The 19,666-nt window shown below is 72.7% G+C and carries 17 protein-coding genes; 10 read left to right on the top strand and 7 right to left on the bottom strand.

The features are described from left to right. Window positions 1-37: 37 nt before the first annotated feature. Both ACFWGJ_RS08875 and lnt read right to left on the bottom strand, forming a co-directional pair. Window positions 38-511: an NUDIX domain-containing protein gene (locus ACFWGJ_RS08875; protein WP_387321941.1), complete on the bottom strand. Its 474-nt coding sequence runs from the start codon at window positions 509-511 to the stop codon at window positions 38-40. A 26-nt stretch (window positions 512-537) separates the two neighbouring features. After that, window positions 538-2,166 (bottom strand): apolipoprotein N-acyltransferase, encoded by a 1,629-nt coding sequence (gene lnt, locus ACFWGJ_RS08870; RefSeq protein WP_387321939.1) that lies wholly within the window; start codon window positions 2,164-2,166, stop codon window positions 538-540. Window positions 2,167-2,429: 263 nt separating this feature from the next. Here lnt and ACFWGJ_RS08865 point away from each other — a divergent pair, with 263 nt between their 5' ends. Continuing rightward, window positions 2,430-3,464, top strand: a complete 1,035-nt coding sequence (locus tag ACFWGJ_RS08865; protein WP_387321937.1) for an O-antigen ligase family protein — start codon at window positions 2,430-2,432, stop codon at window positions 3,462-3,464. Window positions 3,465-3,531: 67 nt separating this feature from the next. Here the strand turns inward: ACFWGJ_RS08865 and ACFWGJ_RS08860 are convergent, their stop codons facing one another. Together ACFWGJ_RS08860 and ACFWGJ_RS08855 are read right to left on the bottom strand one after the other, a co-directional pair. Next, complete coding sequence (locus ACFWGJ_RS08860) at window positions 3,532-4,089, bottom strand: hypothetical protein (protein ID WP_387321935.1); 558 nt, start codon at window positions 4,087-4,089, stop codon at window positions 3,532-3,534. Window positions 4,090-4,230: 141 nt separating this feature from the next. Next, window positions 4,231-5,016 carry a glutamate racemase gene (locus tag ACFWGJ_RS08855; RefSeq protein ID WP_387321932.1) on the bottom strand — a complete coding sequence of 262 codons (786 nt, stop codon included), beginning with the start codon at window positions 5,014-5,016 and terminating at the stop codon, window positions 4,231-4,233. 58 nt (window positions 5,017-5,074) lie between these two features. Between ACFWGJ_RS08855 and ACFWGJ_RS08850 the strand changes: the two genes are divergently transcribed. Continuing rightward, window positions 5,075-6,247, top strand: a complete 1,173-nt coding sequence (locus ACFWGJ_RS08850) for a glycosyltransferase (RefSeq protein WP_387321930.1) — start codon at window positions 5,075-5,077, stop codon at window positions 6,245-6,247. A 19-nt stretch (window positions 6,248-6,266) separates the two neighbouring features. Here the strand turns inward: ACFWGJ_RS08850 and ACFWGJ_RS08845 are convergent, their stop codons facing one another. After that, window positions 6,267-7,568, bottom strand: coding sequence for a TerD family protein (locus ACFWGJ_RS08845; RefSeq protein WP_387321928.1), 1,302 nt, complete (start codon window positions 7,566-7,568; stop codon window positions 6,267-6,269). A 293-nt stretch (window positions 7,569-7,861) separates the two neighbouring features. On the opposite strand from ACFWGJ_RS08845, the gene ACFWGJ_RS08840 reads away from it, so the two are divergent. The 4 genes from ACFWGJ_RS08840 to ACFWGJ_RS08825 all read left to right on the top strand — a co-directional run bounded on the left by ACFWGJ_RS08840 (window position 7,862) and on the right by ACFWGJ_RS08825 (window position 12,575). Continuing rightward, complete coding sequence (locus tag ACFWGJ_RS08840) at window positions 7,862-8,323, top strand: DUF6643 family protein (protein WP_387321926.1); 462 nt, start codon at window positions 7,862-7,864, stop codon at window positions 8,321-8,323. A gap of 46 nt (window positions 8,324-8,369) precedes the next feature. Then, window positions 8,370-9,194 (top strand): MOSC domain-containing protein, encoded by an 825-nt coding sequence (locus ACFWGJ_RS08835; RefSeq protein WP_387321924.1) that lies wholly within the window; start codon window positions 8,370-8,372, stop codon window positions 9,192-9,194. Window positions 9,195-9,355: 161 nt separating this feature from the next. Then, complete coding sequence (locus ACFWGJ_RS08830) at window positions 9,356-9,961, top strand: hypothetical protein (RefSeq protein ID WP_387321922.1); 606 nt, start codon at window positions 9,356-9,358, stop codon at window positions 9,959-9,961. Window positions 9,962-10,139: 178 nt separating this feature from the next. Further along, on the top strand, window positions 10,140-12,575 hold the full coding sequence (locus ACFWGJ_RS08825; protein WP_387321920.1) for a right-handed parallel beta-helix repeat-containing protein: 2,436 nt from the start codon (window positions 10,140-10,142) through the stop codon (window positions 12,573-12,575). A 36-nt stretch (window positions 12,576-12,611) separates the two neighbouring features. Here the strand turns inward: ACFWGJ_RS08825 and ACFWGJ_RS08820 are convergent, their stop codons facing one another. Then, complete coding sequence (locus ACFWGJ_RS08820; RefSeq protein ID WP_387321917.1) at window positions 12,612-15,029, bottom strand: hypothetical protein; 2,418 nt, start codon at window positions 15,027-15,029, stop codon at window positions 12,612-12,614. A gap of 269 nt (window positions 15,030-15,298) precedes the next feature. On the opposite strand from ACFWGJ_RS08820, the gene ACFWGJ_RS08815 reads away from it, so the two are divergent. Together ACFWGJ_RS08815 and ACFWGJ_RS08810 are read left to right on the top strand one after the other, a co-directional pair. Then, entirely contained in the window at window positions 15,299-16,153 is an 855-nt protein-coding gene (locus ACFWGJ_RS08815) for a DeoR/GlpR family DNA-binding transcription regulator (protein WP_387321914.1), read from the top strand. A 185-nt stretch (window positions 16,154-16,338) separates the two neighbouring features. After that, window positions 16,339-16,824, top strand: a complete 486-nt coding sequence (locus ACFWGJ_RS08810) for an SRPBCC family protein (protein WP_387321912.1) — start codon at window positions 16,339-16,341, stop codon at window positions 16,822-16,824. A gap of 63 nt (window positions 16,825-16,887) precedes the next feature. Here the strand turns inward: ACFWGJ_RS08810 and ACFWGJ_RS08805 are convergent, their stop codons facing one another. Next, window positions 16,888-18,021 (bottom strand): PLP-dependent cysteine synthase family protein, encoded by a 1,134-nt coding sequence (locus tag ACFWGJ_RS08805; protein WP_387321910.1) that lies wholly within the window; start codon window positions 18,019-18,021, stop codon window positions 16,888-16,890. 478 nt (window positions 18,022-18,499) lie between these two features. Here ACFWGJ_RS08805 and ACFWGJ_RS08800 point away from each other — a divergent pair, with 478 nt between their 5' ends. Beyond that, entirely contained in the window at window positions 18,500-18,823 is a 324-nt protein-coding gene (locus tag ACFWGJ_RS08800; protein ID WP_107019186.1) for a hypothetical protein, read from the top strand. A gap of 217 nt (window positions 18,824-19,040) precedes the next feature. Continuing rightward, window positions 19,041-19,589: an ATP-binding protein gene (locus ACFWGJ_RS08795; protein WP_387321907.1), complete on the top strand. Its 549-nt coding sequence runs from the start codon at window positions 19,041-19,043 to the stop codon at window positions 19,587-19,589. The last annotated feature ends 77 nt before the right edge of the window (window positions 19,590-19,666 follow it).

Here is a 19,666-nt window from a genome sequence, read left to right as displayed (position 1 = left end):
CGACTCGACCCATGTGGTCACAACCCATACTTCGCCCTCAGGTCGTGGGGTCGAACCACGTGGGCTCGTCGGACAGCGCCTGTTTGATCCGGACCAGCCCGTGCTCGTTCAGCTCCGGAAGCGCGTCCACGGCGAACCAGGCGACCTCAAGCGACTCGTCGTCGTTGACACGGGCCTCGCCGCCGACGGCCCTGCACCGGATGGTGATGTCCATGAACTGGCAGATGTCGCCGTTCGGGTACGTGATCGGCTTCAGCGCCTGGACGAGGACGACACGCTCGGCGACACACCGTACGCCCGTCTCCTCGTAGACCTCCCGGACGGCGCAGGCCGCGGGCTGCTCCCCAGGGTCCGACATTCCGGCGATGACGGCCCACTTGCCGGTGTCGACCCGGCGTCCGAGCAGGACTCTGTCCTCGTCGTCGAAGACGACGGCGGTGACTCCGGGAAGCCACAGCAGCTGCTGTCCGGCGCTGGCCCGGATCGTACGGATGAAGTCAGGGGTAGCCATGGACCGACCCTAACGGGCCGGTCAGGTCACCCTGCCGCGTTCGGACCACCGCGCTGGGAACGTCCCCGCGCGGCCGACGTCACCGCCCAGCCGAGTCCGCCCGCGGCGATCAGGACCAGCACCATCTCGGGCGCGATGCCCAAGCGGGTGGCGGGGGTCTCGGAGGACCGCAGCGGCACCTTCTGGACGAGGGAGTCGGCCACGAACATGCCGGTGCGCTGGGTGATCTCCCCGTCCGGCATGATCATGGCGCTGACGCCGCTGGTCACCGGGACGGTGACGGTCCGGCTGTGCTCGACGGCCCGGATACGGGACATGGCGAGCTGCTGGTACGTCATCTCGCTGCGGTCGAACGTGGCGTTGTTGCTCGGTACGGAGATGATCTGGGCGCCGTGGGTGACGGTGTCGCGCACGGCCCAGTCGAAGGCGGCCTCGTAGCAGGTCGCGAGGCCGACCTCGGTGCCCGCCATGGTGAACACACCCGGCTTGTCGCCCCGGCTGAAGTCCTGGCGGACCATGGAGGTCCAGTTCTCGTTGATGGCGCCGAGGAGCGAGCGCATGGGGAGGTATTCGCCGAACGGCTGGACCTGTCGCTTGTCGTAGGTGGCGCCGGGGCCCTTCACCGGGTCCCACAGGATCTGCTCGTTGTAGAGCTTGCCGTCCTTCTCCACGACGCCGCCGACCGAGATGGGCGCGCCGATGGCCCGGGCCGCCTTGTCGATCACGGCGTAGGCATCGGGGTTGCGGAAGGGGTCGATGTCGGAGGAGTTCTCCGGCCACAGCACGAAGTCGGGCTGGGCGGCCTTGCCCGCCTTGACCTTCGCGGCGAGGCGCTCGGTCTCGCGCGCGTGGTGGTCGAGGACGGCGCGGCGCTGGGAGTTGAAGTCGAGGCCCGCGCGCGGGACGTTGCCCTGGATGACGGCGACGGTCGCGGTGCCGTCCTCGGCACTGTCGCTGACCAGGGAGCGTGCGGCGAAGGCGCCCGCCACGGGCAGGACGAGACTGACCAGGGCCACCGCGGCGGCTCCCCGGCGTACGACACGGGTGCGCCGCGCTTCGAGGCCCAGCCGGACGGTCTCGTACAGGCCGAAGCCGCACAGGACGACCGCGAAACCGAGCACGGGGGTGCCGCCCACCGCCGCGAGCGGCAGGAAGACCCCGTCGGCCTGGCCGAAGGCGATCTTGCCCCAGGGGAAGCCGCCGAACGGCACGCGCGCGCGTGCCGCCTCACCGGCGACCCACAGGGCCGCGGCCCACAGCGGCCGGCCGGGCAGCTTGGAGACGGCCGCGATGCCGGCGCCGACGAGCGCGACGTAGACCGCCTCGATGACGACGAGCGCCAGCCACGGTCCGGGGCCGACCTCGACGCCGGTCCACACGAGCAGCGGCAGCAGGAAACCGAGGCCGAAGAGGTAGCCGAGACCGAGGGCCGCCTTCCAGGTGCGGCCGTGCAGGCACCAGGCGAGGATCGCGAAGGCCGGCAGGGCCAGCCACCACAGGGTGCGCGGCGGGAAACTGACGTACAGCAGCACCCCGGAGAGTGCCGCGGCGGCGGCCGGAAGCAGCCGTCGGGCCAGGCGAACCGTGCGCGAAACGGGCCGGTCCTGCGGGTCGAGCTGTTCCGGCTCGTCTACGGGGGTCGCTGTGGCGGTCACGCGGGGAGTCTACGGCGCCTGACCACGGCGCCGACAGCGCGGCCCCGGCTCCCGACCGGGCGCCCGCCGGGTGCGGACGCGGTCCTGCCGAGGCACTGACCGGGTGTTTACCCCTCACTTGCCGCATCGTTTCTGCGCAACTCGTCCACAAACCGGCGCATCACCCGTTACGGTGTGCCGGAGCCTTCGACGTACGGGCCGTTTCCGGCCGGGCGGGCGGGGCCTGTCACAGGTCGGGGGGCGTCGGGGTGAGGTCCACGGGGATGGCTTCGGCGACCGGTCAGGCATCGGCACACGACAGACGCAGCGCGTCGGACGCGACGGGTGTCGTCGTGCTCGGCGCGTGCGCGGCCTGGTCCCTGATCACCGCCGCGGCGCACGGCGGGCGACCCGAGGGGGTCCTGCTCGCGGTGCTCGCCGTGGCCGCGGGCTACGCGGTGGGGCGGATCTGCGGCGAACTGCTGCCGGTCGCCGTGCCCGGTGCGGGCGCGTTCGCCGGACTGGGGCTCGCCGTGGCCGCCCCGCACATCAACCCGGGCAGCCAGGTGACCTCACCGCTCGGCCAGACCGGCGCGACCGCCGCGCTGCTCACGCTCTCCGCGGGGGCCGCGTGCTGTGCGGCCTGGGCGGCGCGCTCGCCGGGGTTGCGGCTCGCCCTGCGGCTGCTGGCCGCCGGTATCGCGGTCACCGCGGCGGTCCTGGGGTCGACGTCGGGCTTCGTGGCCTGTCTGGGCGTGCTGCTCTGCTCGCTCGCCGCCGACCGTATGCGCCGCCGCGCCGTGGGGCTCGGCGGTCTCGCGCTCGCCGCGGCCCTGGTGACGGGCGCGACCTGGGCGACCGCCGAGAACGTACTGCCGGACGGTCTGACCTCGTCCCTGGAGGGGCAGCTCACCCAGCACCGCGTCCTGCTGTGGCACGACGCGCTCGACATGGCGGCCCGGGAACCGGGGCTCGGCATCGGCCCCGGGCGGTTCGCGGAGGTGAGTCCGACCGTCACGCAGACGCTGCCGCCCGACGGCAAACCCCACTCGGCACCGTTCCAGCAGGCCGCCGAGCAGGGGATCTTCGGCGTGGTCCTGCTCGCCGCGGTGTTCGGCTGGGTCCTGTACGCGCTGTGGAGGTCGCCGCGCCCCACGCCCGTCGTCCTCACCGCGGGCGCCGCGCTGACGGCGCTGGCCGCGATCGCCTCGGTCGGCAACGCGCTGAGCTTCACGACGGTGACGGCGGGCGCCGGCCTGCTCGCGGGCCTTGCCACGGCGCGTCCCGCGCCGGCCGTGCCGGCCGTCTCCACGGGGTAGCCGGCGCACCTGGTCGGGAGAGTGGTCGCGAAGAGGCCGTGGTTACGGAGGGGGCGTGCTTACGGCGTCAGTGGGCGCGGCCCGTGGCGGCGATCCTCAGCCGGTCGCGGATCACCCGTACGGCCGCCTCCGCGTTGTCCACCGTGATGGTGAACGTATGCCCGTCGCCCAGGAGCAGCACCAGGCCCTCGCCGCGTCGCACGACCACGGCGGTTCCCTGGTCGGGCCGCCAGCGGTAGCCCCAGCCGCCCCACTGCCGCGGGGTCACCCGGGGCGCGAAGTCGGCTCCGGTGATGTGCGACAGCGGGATGCGGCGGCGCGGGACACCCATGTGGCCGCAGCGCACTTCGAGGCACTCCTTGTCGACCTTCACGGCCACATGCACGAACGCCAGCGTCCCGAAGAGGACCAGGAGCCCCGCCGCGATGCAGCCGACCACCGACATGGCGAGGGCGGCGATGCCCGACGTCCAGGTCGAGTCGACGGCCAGCTGGATGCCCAGCGCCAGGCAGGCGGCGCCGATGCTCGCGAGCAGCCACTGCATACGGTTGGACGCGCGGCCGTGCCAGACCTCGGTATGCGGGGCGTCGGCAGCGCCCTGTTCGCCGTGGGGGTGGTCCGTCATGCCAATGAGCGTACTCACGTTCCGCAGAGAGGGCACCTGGTCGCGGACAGTGACCGTCGCGCGTGGAGGCGAAGCCTCCGCCGGGCGAGCGCCGCCGCGCGCTCGGGCGGCCGTCCGGGCCGGTGGCGGCTCGGTGGGGGGTCAGCGGGCGGGGCTGACCGCCTGGAGCAGCCGGCCCTCGTCGTACGTCAGCGCGGTGGCGGGCAGGACGCCCTCCCGGCCGCCGAGGAGCACCGTGAGCGTGCCCTGGTCGGGTGCCTGCGGGGCCGCCGCCTCGCCGGTGCGGCGCAGTGCCTGTGCGGCCACGGCGCCGGCCGAGCCGTGCAGGACGAGCGGTGCCGTGCCGGGCCGCTGGACGGCCGCGCGGATGCGCTCGGCGACCAGTTCGTAATGGGTGCAGCCCAGGACGACGGTCGTTACGTCGTCGGGTGTACGTGCGGCGGCAGCGGCGATCGCGGCGTCGATGCCGGCCTGGTCGGCGTGCTCGACGGCGTCCGCGAGGCCGGGGCAGGGCACCTCGGTGACGCTCGCCCCGTCGGCGAACTCTCGGATGAGACCGCGCTGGTAGGGGCTGCCGGTGGTGGCGGGCGTGGCCCAGATCGCGAAGGGGCCGCCGCCCGCGGCGGCCGGCTTGATCGCGGGGACCGTGCCGATGACGGGAATCCCCGGCTCCAGGCGGGCCCGCAGGGCGGGCAGCGCGTGCACGGAAGCGGTGTTGCAGGCGACGATCAGGGCGTCGGGCCGGTGCGCGGCGGCGGCCTCCGCGACGGCGAGGGCACGCGCGGTCACGTCCTCGGGCGTACGGGGTCCCCAGGGCATGCTGCCGGGGTCCGAGGAGAGAACGAGCTCCGCGTCGGGGCGCAGTCGACGGACCGCGGCGGCCGCCGCGAGCAGTCCGATTCCGGAGTCCATGAGCGCGATCTTCACCCGGTCACCATAGTCGATCTGGCTCAACGGGCCGCAGTGGTGCGGCAGACTGCGGCGGGTGAGCGCCCTTGTGTGGACCGCTGTCGGATCGCTGGCCGCCTGGCTGTGGCTGCTGCTCGGCCAGGGCTTCTTCTGGCGTACGGACCTGCGGCTGCCGCCGCGCGGGGAGCCGGAGAGCTGGCCGTCGGTGTGCGTCGTGGTACCGGCGCGCGACGAGGCCGCCGTCCTGCCCGTGAGTCTGCCCTCGCTCCTCGCGCAGGAGTATCCGGGGCGGGCCGAGGTCTTCCTCGTCGACGACGGCAGTTCGGACGGCACCGGGGAGCTGGCCCGTGAGCTGGGGCGGCGGCACGGCGGGCTGCCGCTGACCGTCGGCTCGCCCGGGGAGCCGCCCGCGGGCTGGACCGGCAAGCTCTGGGCGGTGCGGCACGGCATCGGCCTGGCACGCGCGCGTGGGCCCGAGTATCTGCTGCTCACGGACGCGGACATCGCCCATGCGCCGGACAGTCTGCGGGAGTTGGTGGCCTCGGCCGTGACCGGGGACTTCGATCTCGTCTCCCAGATGGCCCGGCTGCGGGTGGAGAGCGTCTGGGAGCGGCTCGTGGTGCCCGCGTTCGTGTACTTCTTCGCGCAGCTGTACCCGTTCCGGTGGATCGCCGTGAAGGGGTCGCGGACCGCCGCCGCGGCGGGCGGCTGTGTCCTGCTGCGGACCACCGCCGCCGAGCGGGCCCGGATCCCGGACGCCATCGGGCGGGCCGTCATCGACGACGTGGCGCTGGCGAGGGCCGTCAAGGGCTCCGGAGGGCGCATCTGGCTGGGGCTCGCCGAGCGCGTGGACAGCGTGCGTCCCTATCCGCGGCTGCACGACCTGTGGCGGATGGTCTCGCGCAGCGCGTACGCCCAGCTGCGGCACAACCCGCTGCTGCTCGCCGGCACCGTGGCAGGTCTCGCCGTGGTGTATCTGGTGCCGCCGGTGGCGCTCGTCGCGGGTGTCGTGACGGGCGCCCGCCTGGCGGCGGCGGCCGGCGGGCTGGCGTGGCTGGTCATGACCGGGACGTATCTGCCGATGCTGCGGTACTACCGGCAGCCTCTCGCGCTCGCCCCGCTGCTGCCGTTCACGGCCCTGATGTACCTCTTCATGACGGTGGATTCCGCGGTGCAGCACTACAGGGGACGCGGCGCGGCCTGGAAGGGACGCACCTACGCCCGCCCGGACGCGGCGCCCGGCCCCTGAGCGGGCGCCGCGCGGCGGCTCACTTCCTGCCCGGGGTCCAGTTCATGCCCCAGCCGTAGGCGTAGTCGACGGTGCGCTGCGGGCTCACACCCCGGTCGGGGACGAGGAAGCGCGCCTCGCGCTGGACCACGAGGTCGCTGCCTGTGTTCGTGATGAGGGCGAGGGCGCACACCGTGGAGGGCACGGTGCATTCGCCGAGCGAGAAGTCGACGGGTGCGCCGTGCAGTGGCTGGAGGGTCACCGAGGCGTCGAGGTCGGCGAAGGAACGCGCTCCTTCGTAGATGGTCACGAAGATGAGGATGCGGCGGAAGTCCCGGATGTGGTCGAGGTTGACGCTGATGTTCTCGCCGCTCGACGACGCGCCGGTCCGGTCGTCGCCGTCGAGGTGGATGAACGGGGGCTGGTGCAGCGCTCCGAACGCGTTGCCCAGGGCCTGTACGACGCCCTTGCTGCCGTCGGACAGTTCGTAGAGGGCGCACAGGTCGAGGTCGAGGTCCGCGTGCATGGCGATCGCCCGGCCCAGCTTGGCCTGCCATCCCGAGAACTGCTTGCGGACCGTCCAGTTGAGGTTCACGCGCATCACGCCCGAGGTGCCGCCCTGCTTGGTGAGCGAGACGGACGGGGCGTCCTTGGTGAGCGTGACCTTGGTGAGGCGGACGGGGGCCGGAGGCTGGGCAGGGGGCGCCGGAGGGGCGGGCGGGGGTGTCATCGGCCGGGGGGCCGTGACGGGCGGGGCGACGGGGGCAGGAGGCGGGGTGGCCGCGACCGGCGGAGCGACGGGGGCGGGCGGCGCCGGCTGCTGCGGCTCGTCGACGGTGATCCCGAAGTCCGTGGCCAGCCCCATGAGTCCGCTGTCGTAGCCCTGTCCGACGGCGCGGAACTTCCAGGCGCCCTGTCTGCGGTAGAACTCGCCGAGCACGAAGGCGGTCTCGACACTTGCGCCCTCGCTGTCGAAGCGCGCGACCTCCGTGCCTGCCTGTGCGTCGAGGACCCGGATGTACAGCCCGGGGACCTGTCCGAACGTGCCGCCGTCCGCGGAGGCGGCGAGGACCACCGTCTCGATTCCGGGCTCCACGCGCGCGAGGTCGACGAACAGCGTGTCGTTCACCTGGCCGCCGGCGTTGCGCTTGCCCTCGTGGCGCACCGCGCCGGAGGAGTGCGCCGGCTGGTTGTAGAACACGAAGTCCTGGTCGGAGCGGACCTTTCCGGACGCCAGCAGCAGCGCCGAGGCGTCCGCGTCGGGCACGCCGGGGCCCGTGCGCCAGCCCAGCTCGACGCGCAGCCCCGTCGTCGGCACCGGAACGTTCGATCCTTTAGGCATTGGCATGTCCGCCCCCATCGGGTGTCTCCGCGACGACCGCGACTCGGTCCGTTCGCCCGTTCTGCGCCAACCTAATCCCCCGGGCGGCGAACGCCCATGACCGGACCCGGAAGATCGGCGGCCGACCCGTCGGTAACCCCTCCGGAACTCGGCCTTTACACGATCCTGGCAGTCTCCGCTGCCCTTTTTCGCCAAGTTCGCTCACATTGGGGGTCCCGCGTCACTGCCGACACGGAAAACAACCCTCTTATCGGTCTCCCCAACCGGCAGATCGTGGGCTTAACTTATGTGCCATGACCTCCCCCCGCTCCACCTATGGCGGCGGTTACTACTCCGCCTCCTTCCCGGACACCCCGATCTACGACTCCCTCGTGGCCGAACGGGGCACCCCGCAGATCGCCCCGATCCGGGTTCCCGCGGCGTACGACACGGGCGGCAACCTGCCCGCGCTCCCGTCGGCGCTGCCCGCTCTGCCCGCCGCACCCTCCCCGCAGGTGCCCCAGTACGGCTACCCCCAGGCCCAGCAACCGGCTCCGCTGCAGCAGGCCGCGGCCCCGTACATCCCGCAGCAGGGCGGCGCCCCGCGCGGCTACCCGGGCCCCCAGGCTCCGCAGCAGCAGCGCCCGATGAACGGCGGCGGCACGGGCTACGAGGCGATGCGTCCGGCAGCGCCGCGGCCCGCCCCCGCGGCCCCGCGCCCCGCTCCGGCGCCGTACCAGGACCCGTACAACAACCAGCAGTACCGCGGCTACTGAGGGTGATGCGGCGGAGGTTGTCCGAGCCCTCCGGCAGGATGACCTCATGTCGAAGCCGGTACTGCACTCGATCCACGTCTATCCGCTGAAGGCGGCTGCGGGCCACGACCCGCACGAGGCCGTCGTGGAGCCATGGGGTCCGGCGGGCGACCGGCGCTGGGTGCTGACCGACGACAAGAACAGGATCATCACCCAACGCGCGCGGCCGCGGATGGCGTTGGTCCGCGCAGAGCCCCTGGCCGGCGGCGCGATCCTGGTGTCCGCGCCCGGCCGGGAGTCACTGACCGTCCCCGTGCCCGAACCGGGCGGCACCACGACGGTGGAGATCTGGAACGACAAGGTGGAGGCGGTGCCCGCCGGCGTCACGGCGGACGCCTGGTTCAGCGACTTCCTCGGCATCGCCGTACGGCTCGCGCATCTCGACGACCCGGCCACCCGCAGACCCGTCGACCCGCTGTTCGCACGGCCGGGCGAGACGGTCAGCTTCGCGGACGGCTACCCCCTGCTCGTCACCACGCTCGCCTCGCTCGACGCCCTGAACACCCTGATCGCGCAGGGCGACCGGCCCGAAGAGGGCCCCCTCCCGATGAACCGCTTCCGGCCGAACATCGTGGTCGACGGCACCGCCCCCTGGGCCGAGGACGGCTGGTCCCGGATCGCCGTCGGCGAGGTCGTCCTGCGCGTCGCCAAGATGTGCGGGCGCTGTGTCGTGACCACCACCGACCAGACGACGGCCGAGCGCGGCAGGGAGCCGCTGCGCACCCTCGCCCGCCACCGCCGTTTCGGCGACAAGCTGGTCTTCGGGCAGAATCTCGTACCGGAGTCCCCCGGTTCGGTCCGGGTGGGCGACCCGGTGCGGATCCTCGAATAGGACTTCGCCCGGGGAACACGCACGCCGGGCACAGCCGTTGAGTCCGTGTGAGAAGTTCATGAGAGGCCGGCAGGAGGGGTGATTTCCCTCTCTCTTGCCCGGCCGCGCGCGTGAACGGCTCCGAGGGGGGTTATCACGGACGCGGAGGGGGGTGCGGAGCGGTGCGGGCAATCCGGGGAATCTGGCGCTGGCGGCACAACCCGCTTCGGCGTACGACGGATCTCTGCGAGGCGTGGCTGGCGCTGGGGGCACTTGTGCTGATCCTCGTCGCCGCGCCCCTGGTCGGTGTGCTGGTCGGCGGGATCGCCGGGGACGCCCTGCAGCGGTCCGTGCGGGAGCAGCGGGAGAGCCACCACCCGGTGGTCGCGACCGTGATCAGAAAGTCGGACCGCACGCCGCTGGACCCCGACCCCGAGACGGCTTCCGGACGTGACTCCCACAGCCGGGTGCTGGCCCGCTGGACGGCACCCGACGGCACCGCGCACCGGGGCACGGCCATGGCGGCCCTCAAGGCCCCCGGGCGCGGCGACCACTTCACGGTGTGGACGGACGGACAGGGCCGAATAGTGGGCCGCCCGCTGGACAGCGCGACCGCCGCGACGCACGCCGTCCTCGCGGGCTTCGGCACGGCCGCCGCCTGCGCGGGCCTCGTCGAGGGCACCCGGCGGCTGCTGGTCTGGCGCATGGTGCGGCGCAGGTACGACCGCTGGGACCAGGCATGGTCCCGGGCGGGGCCGGACTGGGGCAGGACGGGCACGGGCAGCTGACGGCCTGCACGCTCCGGTCAACCACGCGGCCCCGCGCACGCTACGGTGGACCGGCCGAGGTGTTCGGCACCGTCATGAGAGGCTGTTTCCCGTTCCCCGTGAGCCGAGTTGACGGCCAGGCGCTGGGAACACGGCTTCTCAGGACCCGCGTACGACAAGGTGGGGGCACAGCAGCGCCATGGCACAGGGCACGGTCCAGGTGACGCACACCGGCACGTCGCGGTGGCGGCGCCGCACAGGTGAGTACGCATCGCTCGCCGCCGCCCTGGAGGCCGCGGCCGACGGTGACGTGCTCACCATCGCCGCCGGGACCTACCGGGAGAACCTCGTCATAGAGCGGGCGGTGACGCTGCGCGGCCCCGAGGGATCGGCCGGTTCCGTGCGCATCGCGCCCGTCGACGGCGTGCCCCTGACCGTACGGGCCTCCGCAGTGGTCCAGGACCTGCTCGTGGAGGGCCAGGACTCGGCCGCGCCCGCGCTGCTCGTCGAGGAGGGCACCCCGGAGCTCATGGACATCCGGATCGTCACCCGGTCCGCGGCCGGTGTCGAGGTGCGCGGCGGCGCGCGCCCGACCGTGCGCCGGTGCACCGTGGACAATCCGGCGGGCGTCGGCATCTCCGTGCTCGACGGCGGGGGCGGGGTCTTCGAGGAGTGCGAGGTCGTGGCCGCAGGACAGTCGGGCGTCTCGGTGCGCGGCGGCGCGCATCCGCGTCTTGAGCGCTGCCGGGTGCACCACACGGCGGGCGCGGGCCTGTCGGTGACCGGTGAGCAGTCCGCCCTAGAAGCGGTGGGCTGCGAGGTCTACGAGGTCAGGGGCAGCGGCGTACAGGTCTCCGCGCGGGCCACGGCGCACCTCACGGACTGCGATGTGCACCGCACGACGTCGGACGGTGTCACGCTCGACACGGACGCCGTGCTGACGCTCGCCGACTGCCGTATCCACGACATCCCGGAGAACGCGGTCGACCTGCGCTCCCGCTCGGTCCTCACCATGACGCGGTCCACCGTGCGCCGGTTCGGGCGCAACGGCCTGTCGGTCTGGGATCCCGGCACGCGCGTGGACGCCAACCAGTGCGAGATCCACGACAGTACGGGCGACTACCCCGCGGTGTGGGTCAGCGACGGCGCGACGGTCGTCCTCGAATCCTGCCGGGTGCACGACGTACCGGACGCCCTGTTCGTGCTCGACCGCGGCTCGCGCGCCGACGTCGTCGACAGTGACATCACCCAGGTCCGCAACACGGCCGTGTCGGTGAGCGACGGCGCCACCGCGCAGCTCGACGACTGCCGGATCCGGGACGCGGCGACGGGCGCCTGGTTCCGCGACCACGGCAGTGGCGGGACGCTCTCCGCCTGCACGATCGACGGCACGCAGACCGGCGTGATCGTCACCAAGGGCGCCGACCCCACCATCGAGCGGTGCACCGTCACCTCGCCCGCGGAGGCGGGTTTCTACGTGTCGGCCGGCGGTCGCGGCAGCTTCCACGGCTGCCGGGTGACGGGCAGCGGCGGGTACGGCTTCCACGTGATAGACGGCTGCCGCGCCACCCTGAAGAAGTGCCGTACGGAGCGCTGCGCGCGCGGTGGTTACGAGTTCGCCGACGCCGGGGGTGACCAGGCGTCCGGCACCGGGCCGCTGGTCGAGGACTGCACGAGCGACGAGAGCGCCCACGCGCGGACCCCGGCCCCGGAACCCGCCGTACAGACCGCGGGGCAGTCCTCCGGCCTGCTGGGGGCCATCCCGGGCCAGCGGGCCACCGAGCAGGAGCCGCTGCTCGCCGCCGCGGAGCCCGAGCAGCCGGCGCGCACCTCGGAGGCCGTGCTCGGCGAACTGGACCAGCTGGTGGGCCTCGACAGCGTCAAGCGCGAGGTGCGGGCGCTCACCGACATGATCGAGGTGGGCCGCCGACGGCAGCAGGCGGGCCTCAAGGCGGCCTCCGCCCGTCGCCACCTCGTCTTCACCGGCTCCCCCGGCACCGGCAAGACGACGGTCGCGCGGCTGTACGGCGAGATCCTCGCGTCCCTCGGCGTCCTGGAGAAGGGCCACCTCGTCGAGGTGTCCCGCGTCGACCTGGTCGGCGAGCACATCGGTTCCACGGCGATCCGTACGCAGGAGGCGTTCGACAAGGCGCGCGGCGGCGTCCTGTTCATCGACGAGGCGTACGCGCTGTCGCCGGAGGACTCGGGGCGCGACTTCGGCCGCGAGGCGATCGACACGCTCGTGAAGCTGATGGAGGACCACCGGGAGGCCGTGGTCGTGATCGTCGCGGGCTACACGGCCGAGATGGAGCGCTTCCTTTCGGTCAACCCCGGTGTGGCGTCCCGTTTCTCACGGACCATCACCTTCAACGACTACGGCTCCGAGGAACTGCTGCGGATCGTGGAGCAGCAGGCGGACGAGCACGAGTACCGGCTGGCGCCCGGCGCGGACGAGGCGCTGCTCACGTACTTCTCGGCGATCCCCAAGGGGCCCGCGTTCGGCAACGGCCGTACCGCGCGGCAGACCTTCGAGGCGATGGTGGAGCGGCACGCGGGGCGGGTCGCCCAGCTCGCCGAGACGAGCACGGACGACCTCACCCTGCTGTACGCGGAGGACCTGCCGGAACTCCCCTGAACCGGCCGGGAGTTCCCCCGGTCCCGGCCGCCGGTCCTAGACCGGCGCCGGTTCCGCCCGGGGGCCGCCCTGGGGTTCCTCGGGCCCGGTACCCGCTCGCGGGGCCGGGACGTCCGGCCTGAGGCGGGCCAGGAGCTTCTCCCGCTCCTCGGCGAAGACGGGGTCCGCCTGGTAGTCCGAGTGTCCGAGGATCGGCGCGGGCAGCGGGTGCTTCTCCGACCGGCAGTACGCGAGCGGATCCTCCAGTGCCTCCCGGTCGACCTGGGGGCCGCAGTCGCCGGGCAGCCGCATGGGGCCGCCGATGGGGTCGGTGGCCCGGTACAGATTGCGCCAGCAGTCGACGTCCCGGTGCAGTCCGCTGAGCGCGGCGGGCCCGAAGTGCGCCGGGAACCAGCGCCCGTACAGCCGCTCCAGCGGTGAGCCGTAGGTCAGCAGCGCGACGCGCTTGCGCACCGCCGGTTCGAGCTGCCAGGCAGCGGCGGCCGCGAGGACACTGCCCTGCGAGTGGCCGGACAGGACGAGCCGGCCGCCGGTGGCGCGGATCCAGCCGGCGATGCGCCAGGTCAGGTCGGGCACGGCGCGCTCGGCGTAGCAGGGAGGCGCGAAGGGGTGTGCCGCACGCGGCCAGAACGTACCGACGTCCCACAGGATGCCGATGGTGCGGCGGGCGGTCTGGTCCTTGTAGGCGCGGCGGCCCCAGGTGACGAACAGTATGAAGCCGACCCCGATCAGCCAGGAGCCCAGTGCCTGCGCGGTCTCGGCGGCGCCCTGTACGACGGGGTAGGTGCCGCGGGCCGCCTCGCCCGGGGCGTCCTTGGTGGCCAGGGCTCCCGCGACGGCCAGGCCGCCCAGGATCAGCGTCACCACGGAGGTGATGCCGATGATCCGGGGGGCCCGGTCGGTGAGGGAGGCCATCGCCCGGATGCTCGCGATGCGGCGGGTGGTGGCCTCGTCCTTGGGCTCGTCCTCGTAGGCGGATTCCACGGCAGCCGTCTCGGTGCGGCGCAGCACCACCGTGCGCCTGGCCAGCCAGCCGACGAGGACGAACAGGACCAGCAGCAGGGGCGGGATGACCGATGCCTGCCAGGTCAGCAGCACGGGCGGGCCCGCGATCGTGTGCCCGGTGCCGTCCAGCCAGTCGGCGACGCGCTGGGAGACCCCGCCGGACATCACCCCGCCCAGCGCGCAGGCCAGCATCGCGACGGCGGGTCCCGCCAGGCCCCGCATCGCGGTACGGGGATCGGGCTGGGCGCGGTACAGGACGTGCGCCACCACCCCGAGGACGATCACGAGCAGGCACTCGACCAGCGCGATGGTGCCGAAGGCGGTGCCGCCGCCGGCCAGCCGGTGGTCCGAACTCCATCCGGGGCGTGACCAGCCCGCGTAGACGAAGGTGAGGACGAGCAGGGCGAGCGAGCCGAGGGTCAGCCGGCGCACCAGGGCCGCGTCGAGCCGCCGGTCGAGGCGGTGCTCGCTGCGGCCCCGGCTGCAGACGACCCACAGCACGAAGACCGCTCCCAGCACGAACGACCCGTTCAGGAGCCACCCGAGCACGTCCAGGGCGGCCGGCCCGCCGGCCTCGCGGTCGTGGCGGGCGGCGGCGGCGCCGACCGCCGCGGCGATCGTCAGTAGACCCGCGGCGGTGTGGGCGACCCGCAGCCGGGCGACCAGCCGGCGTCCGTACCAGAAGCCGGGACGGCCGAGCCCGGCCCTGCTGCCCTCCTCCGGCTCGTTCTCGCGCGGCCTCGGCTGCTGGGACTCGTACGCGCTCCAGGTGCGGTGCGAGAGGTACCAGAGGAGACCCGTGAGCGCGGCGGGCACCAGTGCGGCGAGGGCGAGGCGGCGGCCGGGCTGGCTCCACCAGCCGTCGTCGGAGACGGCCGGGGACAGGAAGCCGAGCCAGGAGTGCTCCCTGGCGCAGTCGGCCGTACCCGCGCACTGCCAGGCGGCCAGGTCGAGGGCGACCTCGCAGGCCGCGGCGACCAGGAGCACCGTGAGGGTCAGCCCGGCCAGGCGCACCAGCAGGCCGTAGAGGCGGACCGCCGGTTTTCGGTTGTCGCTCACCGTGGGCCGCATCCAGTGGGCGAGGTTGACCACCATGAACGGCAGGAGCAGCAGCCACAGCGCCCGGGAGCCGTTGCCCGAGGTGAGGTTGCACCAGACGTACGCCTCGGGAATCGGTTTGCCCTGGTGCTCCGCGGGCCGGCGCGTCGCGTCCGTCTCGGCTTCGACGTCGTCGGCGCGGCGGAAGACCGCGGCCGTGTCGTCGCCGGTGATCCGGACCGTGCGCGGATCGTTCAGCATTTCCTGGGGCGTCGTGCCACCGACGCCGTGGACCAGGAGTTCGAGCGCGGTGTCGGACGCCTGCGGCCCGGATCCGTTCGTCTCGTTCGTCGGGGCGTGCCCCTGTAGACGCTCCACTGTTGTGTGTCCCCCGTGATGCCCGTACGACATGTGTCATGTCCAGATACAAGGATCTCCTCTGCTGACCCTGCGCGCACCACTCGTCACGGAATCTCCCCGATCCGTGTGACAGTGCCGGACCCGAGGTGGCAGCGTGACGTGTGCGCATCGCCACAGGCAGTGGCGCGACCTGCGGCGGCCCGTGCAAGGATGGGGCGTCCCGCGGTCCACAGGTGAGGCGAACGTCCTTGTCGGTGTGCGACGCAGGGGCTGCGCAGGACTATGTCGAGCGGGTCGAGGCGAAGGGAACCGGAGCGGACGTGAGCGAGAATCAGAACCTGCTCGCGGAGCAGCGGCGCGCTCTGATCCTGGACGAGGTCCGGCGGCGCGGTGGCGTCCGCGTGAACGAACTGACCAGGAAACTCGGCGTGTCCGACATGACGGTCCGCCGCGACCTGGACGCGCTCGCCCGGCAGGGCGTGGTGGAGAAGGTGCACGGCGGCGCCGTCCCGGTGGTCGAGGCGAGTACGCACGAGCCGGGTTTCGAGGCCAAGTCGGGGCTGGAGCTGACGGCCAAGGAGGACATCGCGCGGGCCGCCGCCTCTCTGGTGGCCCCGGGCACGGCGATCGCGCTGTCCGGCGGCACGACGACGTACGCGCTCGCCCATCAGCTGCTCGACGTGCCGGACCTGACGGTGGTGACCAACTCGGTGCGGGTGGCCGACGTCTTCCACTCGGCGCAGCGCACCTCGGGGCAGCGGCAGGGCGCGGCGACGGTCGTGCTGACGGGCGGGGTGCGCACCCCGTCGGACTCCCTGGTGGGTCCCGTCGCGGACCAGGCGATCGAGGCCCTCCACTTCGACGTGCTCTTCCTCGGGGTGCACGGCATATCGGTGGAGGCCGGTCTGTCCACACCGAACCTCGCGGAGGCGGAGACGAACCGGCGCCTCGTGCAGTCCGCACGGCGGGTCGTCGTGGTCGCGGACCACACCAAGTGGGGCACGGTGGGGCTGAGTTCGTTCGCCGCGCTGGAGCAGATCGACACCCTGGTGACGGACGACGGGCTGCCCGCCGAGGCGCGCTCGGAGATCTCCGAGCATCTGCGGCGCCTGGTGGTGGCGGGCGAACCGGAGGCCGAGGACGAGGGCGAGGACGAGGGCGCGTCGGACGCCTGAGTGTTTGGCCGGGACGTGCAGGCGCGCCTCCGGCTCCGGGGGCGTCGAGGGGTGTCCAGGGGTGTCCAGGGACGGTACAGACATCTGACGTCCCCGCGGTTATGGTGACCCCCCTTGCCAACTGCCGCGGTTCGGGAACGCGTTCAGGACTGTTCCCGACGTGCCCCCGTGCGGAGGTCGTACGCATGGTTCATCGACTGCGCCCCGTGGAGCTCGACTTCGTCGAGAGCGCTCCCGTGCGGCTGGTGTTCGCGCGAGGCGTGACCTCGTCCCCCGAAGCGGTCCACCGCGCGCTGGCCGAGGACGTCGAAGGCTGGCCGCAGTGGTTCTCCGCCGTCTCGTCGGCACAGCCGTCCGACGGCGGCTCAGGACGGCGGATCCGCCTCAGGGGCGGCACCCGCTTCGAGGAGACGATCCTTGCGGCCGAGCCCCACGAGGTGTACGCGTACCGCGTCGACGTGACGAACGCCCCCGGCGTGCGCGCCCTCGCCGAGGAGTGGCGGCTCACCCCGGACGGCGCCGCCGGTACGCGGGTGCAGTGGACCATGGCCGCCGACGGCACGGCGGCGTTCCGCCTGGTGATGAAGCTGAGCCGGGCGGGTCTCGGCCGGGCGTTCCGTGACGCGGTACGGAAGCTGGACCGGCGGATCGGCTCGACGCACGCGCGCTGACGGTCACCACCGTCCTGGCGGGACCGCGTCACCCGGGGACCGCGTCGCCCGGGAGCGGGCCGCTCAGGCGGGCCAGATCCCTGTGGCCAGCAGCGAGTCGATCGTGGCCGCGTAGGGCGCGATGTCCAGGCCCTGACCGGCCAGCCAGTCGTCCGAGTAGTACTTGTCCAGATAGCGGTCCCCGGGGTCGCACAGCAGCGTGACCACGCTCCCGGTCCGTCCCGCCGCCGCCATCTCCGCCACGATCCTCAGCGAACTCCACAGACCCGTGCCGGTCGAGCCGCCCGCCTTGCGCCCGATGGCCTGTTCCAGCGCCCGCACGGCCGCCACGCTCGCCGCGTCCGGCACCTTCATCATCCGGTCGACGGCCCCGGGTACGAAGCTGGGTTCCATCCGCGGCCGGCCGATGCCCTCGATCCGCGAACCGCAGTCGGTGGTGACCTCCGCGTCACCCGTGGTCCAGCCCTCGAAGAAACAGGAGTTCTCCGGATCGGCCACACAGATACGGGTGTTGAACTGCATGTAGTGCACATAGCGGGCGATGGTCGCCGAGGTGCCGCCGGTCCCCGCGGTCGCCACGATCCACGCGGGCTCGGGGTAGCGCTCCAGCTCCAGCTGGCGGTAGATCGACTCGGCGATGTTGTTGTTGCCGCGCCAGTCCGTGGCCCGTTCGGCGTACGTGAACTGGTCCATGAAGTGCCCGCCGGTCTGCGCTGCGAGGGCCGCCGACTCCGCGTACATGGTGCGCGGGTCGTCGACGAAATGACATCGGCCGCCGTGGAACTCGATCAGACGGCACTTCTCCGCGCTCGTGGTGCGGGGCATCACGGCGATGAACGGCACCCCGATCAGCTTGGCGAAGTACGCCTCGGAGACGGCCGTGGAGCCGCTGGACGCCTCGATGACGGGACGGCCGTGCCGGATCCAGCCGTTGCACAGCCCGTACAGGAAGAGCGAGCGGGCGAGGCGGTGCTTGAGACTGCCGGTGGGATGGGTGGACTCGTCCTTGAGATACAGGTCGATGCCCCACCGCTCGGGCAGCGGGAAGCGCAGGAGATGGGTGTCGGCCGATCTGTTCGCGTCGGCCTGGACCTTCCGCACGGCTTCTTTGAGCCAGTGCCGGTACTCCGCGTCGCTGTGATCGACATCGAGCGTGGCCGTCGGCTCATGGGGGCGGGCCTGCTGCGGGGTGGTCACGGCGGGGCTCCTTCGGGTGGCTGCCGACGTCGGGTCGCGCGGTCGGACGCACCGATCATAGGCACCTCGCGCACGCTTCTCACCTGCATAAACACTCCTTTGAGGACCTCAAAGGGACTCCTGGTGCGGTCGGTCGGCAGGAGGTCGGGGGGCGCATTCACGCGAGTGCGCCACAGGGCATGTGCCACGCCGTGATGCGCACTGGTGCTCGACGCCCTGCGCGGGCAGACTGCACGCACAGGACGCCGGTCCCGGCGGGACGCACAATGGGACGGGACCGCGCCGTCCGCACGACGGGCTCGTCCTTGTACGCACGAGGGGTGTGCCCCGTACGCACGAGGGGCGTGACCCGCACGCACGACGGGTGCGACCCGTACGTACGAGGGGCGCGACCCGTGGTGTGCGTCGGGGTACGAGCCGTATCGCACGACCGTATGCATGACGGGGCACGACCGAAGCGCACAAGGGGGTGGGGCACATGGCGGAGCCGGAGTTCACAGCCACAGGCGTGCGGATCGGCAAGCGGCTGCGTTCGCTCACCCGGGCCGGGCAGGTCCGGATCAGCGACGGCAGGCTGGAGTTGCTCACCAGCTACGGCAGTGAGATCGACAGCGCGCCGGTGCAGGCGGTCCGTGCGTCCAAGCCCTGGTTCGCCCAGGCGGACCGGGCGCTGGCGGACGTCAACGGCACCCGCTATCTGCTCACCCTCGGCGACCACGATCCGGCCCCCGGAGAGCCCGGTCCGCCGGCGGCCCGTCGGTTCATCGAGGCCGTGCGCAACGCGGCGGGGCGCGTGCGCTGAGCAGCGCGCGCGGCGCCGTTCGTCCGGCCGCCGAAACAACCGCGAGTTGCGGGAGCGCGCCTCCTGAGCCACTCTGTTGTCACGTCACTCTGGGTTTACCGGCGATAACGCTGCGAACCAGCCCGCCGGCCACCGACAGCAGGCGGTCGGCGCGCGCAGGCAGCCCGCTGGATCCGCACTCGTCTTCTTCCGGACCTCAATTCGGGGAGTCGCAGCCGTGATCAGCCAGCCAAGCAAACATTGCACGGTGGAGCTCAACGCTCTGCCGTCGCGGATCGGCCAGGTCCGCAGAATCGTATCTGCGCAGTTGCGCTACTGGCGTCTGGATCCCTTGATAGACCGGGCCGCGCTCGGCGTGACCGAGCTGTTGACCAACGTCCATCTGCATGCCCGGCCCGACAAGCTGTGCACCGTCGAGATCGAGCTGCTGCTCGACCGGCTCACCGTGTCGGTGCACGACCGCGACCCGCGCCTTCCCGAGGTGCGGGACGCCACCTCGCTCGCGACGTGCGGGCGTGGGCTTTCCATGGTCGCCGCGGTGAGTGAGAGCTGGGGTGTGCGGCCGGACGGTGAGTCGGGGAAGGTCGTGTGGTTCACCCTCACGGCTCCGGCTCCGTCTGCGGCGGCTTCGCTGCCCGTCCGGCCGCCGTACTCCGCTGTCGCGGGGGCGGGTGGGGTCGGGTTCGTGGAGGTGGAGCGTGCGGATGCGATGGCGCCGGTGCCGGGGGGTGGACACGCTCCCGCCCGGTCGGCCGTTGCCGGCTGACCGGGCGGTGACAGGTTGCTCCGCGGTGGGGGGGGGTGGGGGTGGCGGCTTGTTTCTCGCCCCCGCCGCCCCTACCC

It is taken from the genome of Streptomyces sp. NPDC060205 (assembly GCF_042728395.1).
In the GTDB taxonomy this organism is placed as follows: Bacteria; Actinomycetota; Actinomycetes; order Streptomycetales; family Streptomycetaceae; genus Streptomyces.
The sequence above is the reverse complement of the archived record's forward strand: the minus strand, read 5'-3'. Positions and strand labels throughout refer to the sequence as shown.

Coding starts and splice junctions, on each gene's coding strand:
- ACFWGJ_RS08875 (WP_387321941.1), bottom strand. CDS start 511: ATGGCTACCCCTGACTTCATCCGTACGATCCGGGCCAGCGCCGGACAG.
- ACFWGJ_RS08865 (WP_387321937.1), top strand. CDS start 2,430: ATGGCTTCGGCGACCGGTCAGGCATCGGCACACGACAGACGCAGCGCG.
- ACFWGJ_RS08860 (WP_387321935.1), bottom strand. CDS start 4,089: ATGACGGACCACCCCCACGGCGAACAGGGCGCTGCCGACGCCCCGCAT.
- ACFWGJ_RS08845 (WP_387321928.1), bottom strand. CDS start 7,568: ATGCCTAAAGGATCGAACGTTCCGGTGCCGACGACGGGGCTGCGCGTC.
- ACFWGJ_RS08840 (WP_387321926.1), top strand. CDS start 7,862: ATGACCTCCCCCCGCTCCACCTATGGCGGCGGTTACTACTCCGCCTCC.
- ACFWGJ_RS08835 (WP_387321924.1), top strand. CDS start 8,370: ATGTCGAAGCCGGTACTGCACTCGATCCACGTCTATCCGCTGAAGGCG.
- ACFWGJ_RS08825 (WP_387321920.1), top strand. CDS start 10,140: ATGGCACAGGGCACGGTCCAGGTGACGCACACCGGCACGTCGCGGTGG.
- ACFWGJ_RS08820 (WP_387321917.1), bottom strand. CDS start 15,029: ATGTCGTACGGGCATCACGGGGGACACACAACAGTGGAGCGTCTACAG.
- ACFWGJ_RS08810 (WP_387321912.1), top strand. CDS start 16,339: ATGGTTCATCGACTGCGCCCCGTGGAGCTCGACTTCGTCGAGAGCGCT.
- ACFWGJ_RS08800 (WP_107019186.1), top strand. CDS start 18,500: ATGGCGGAGCCGGAGTTCACAGCCACAGGCGTGCGGATCGGCAAGCGG.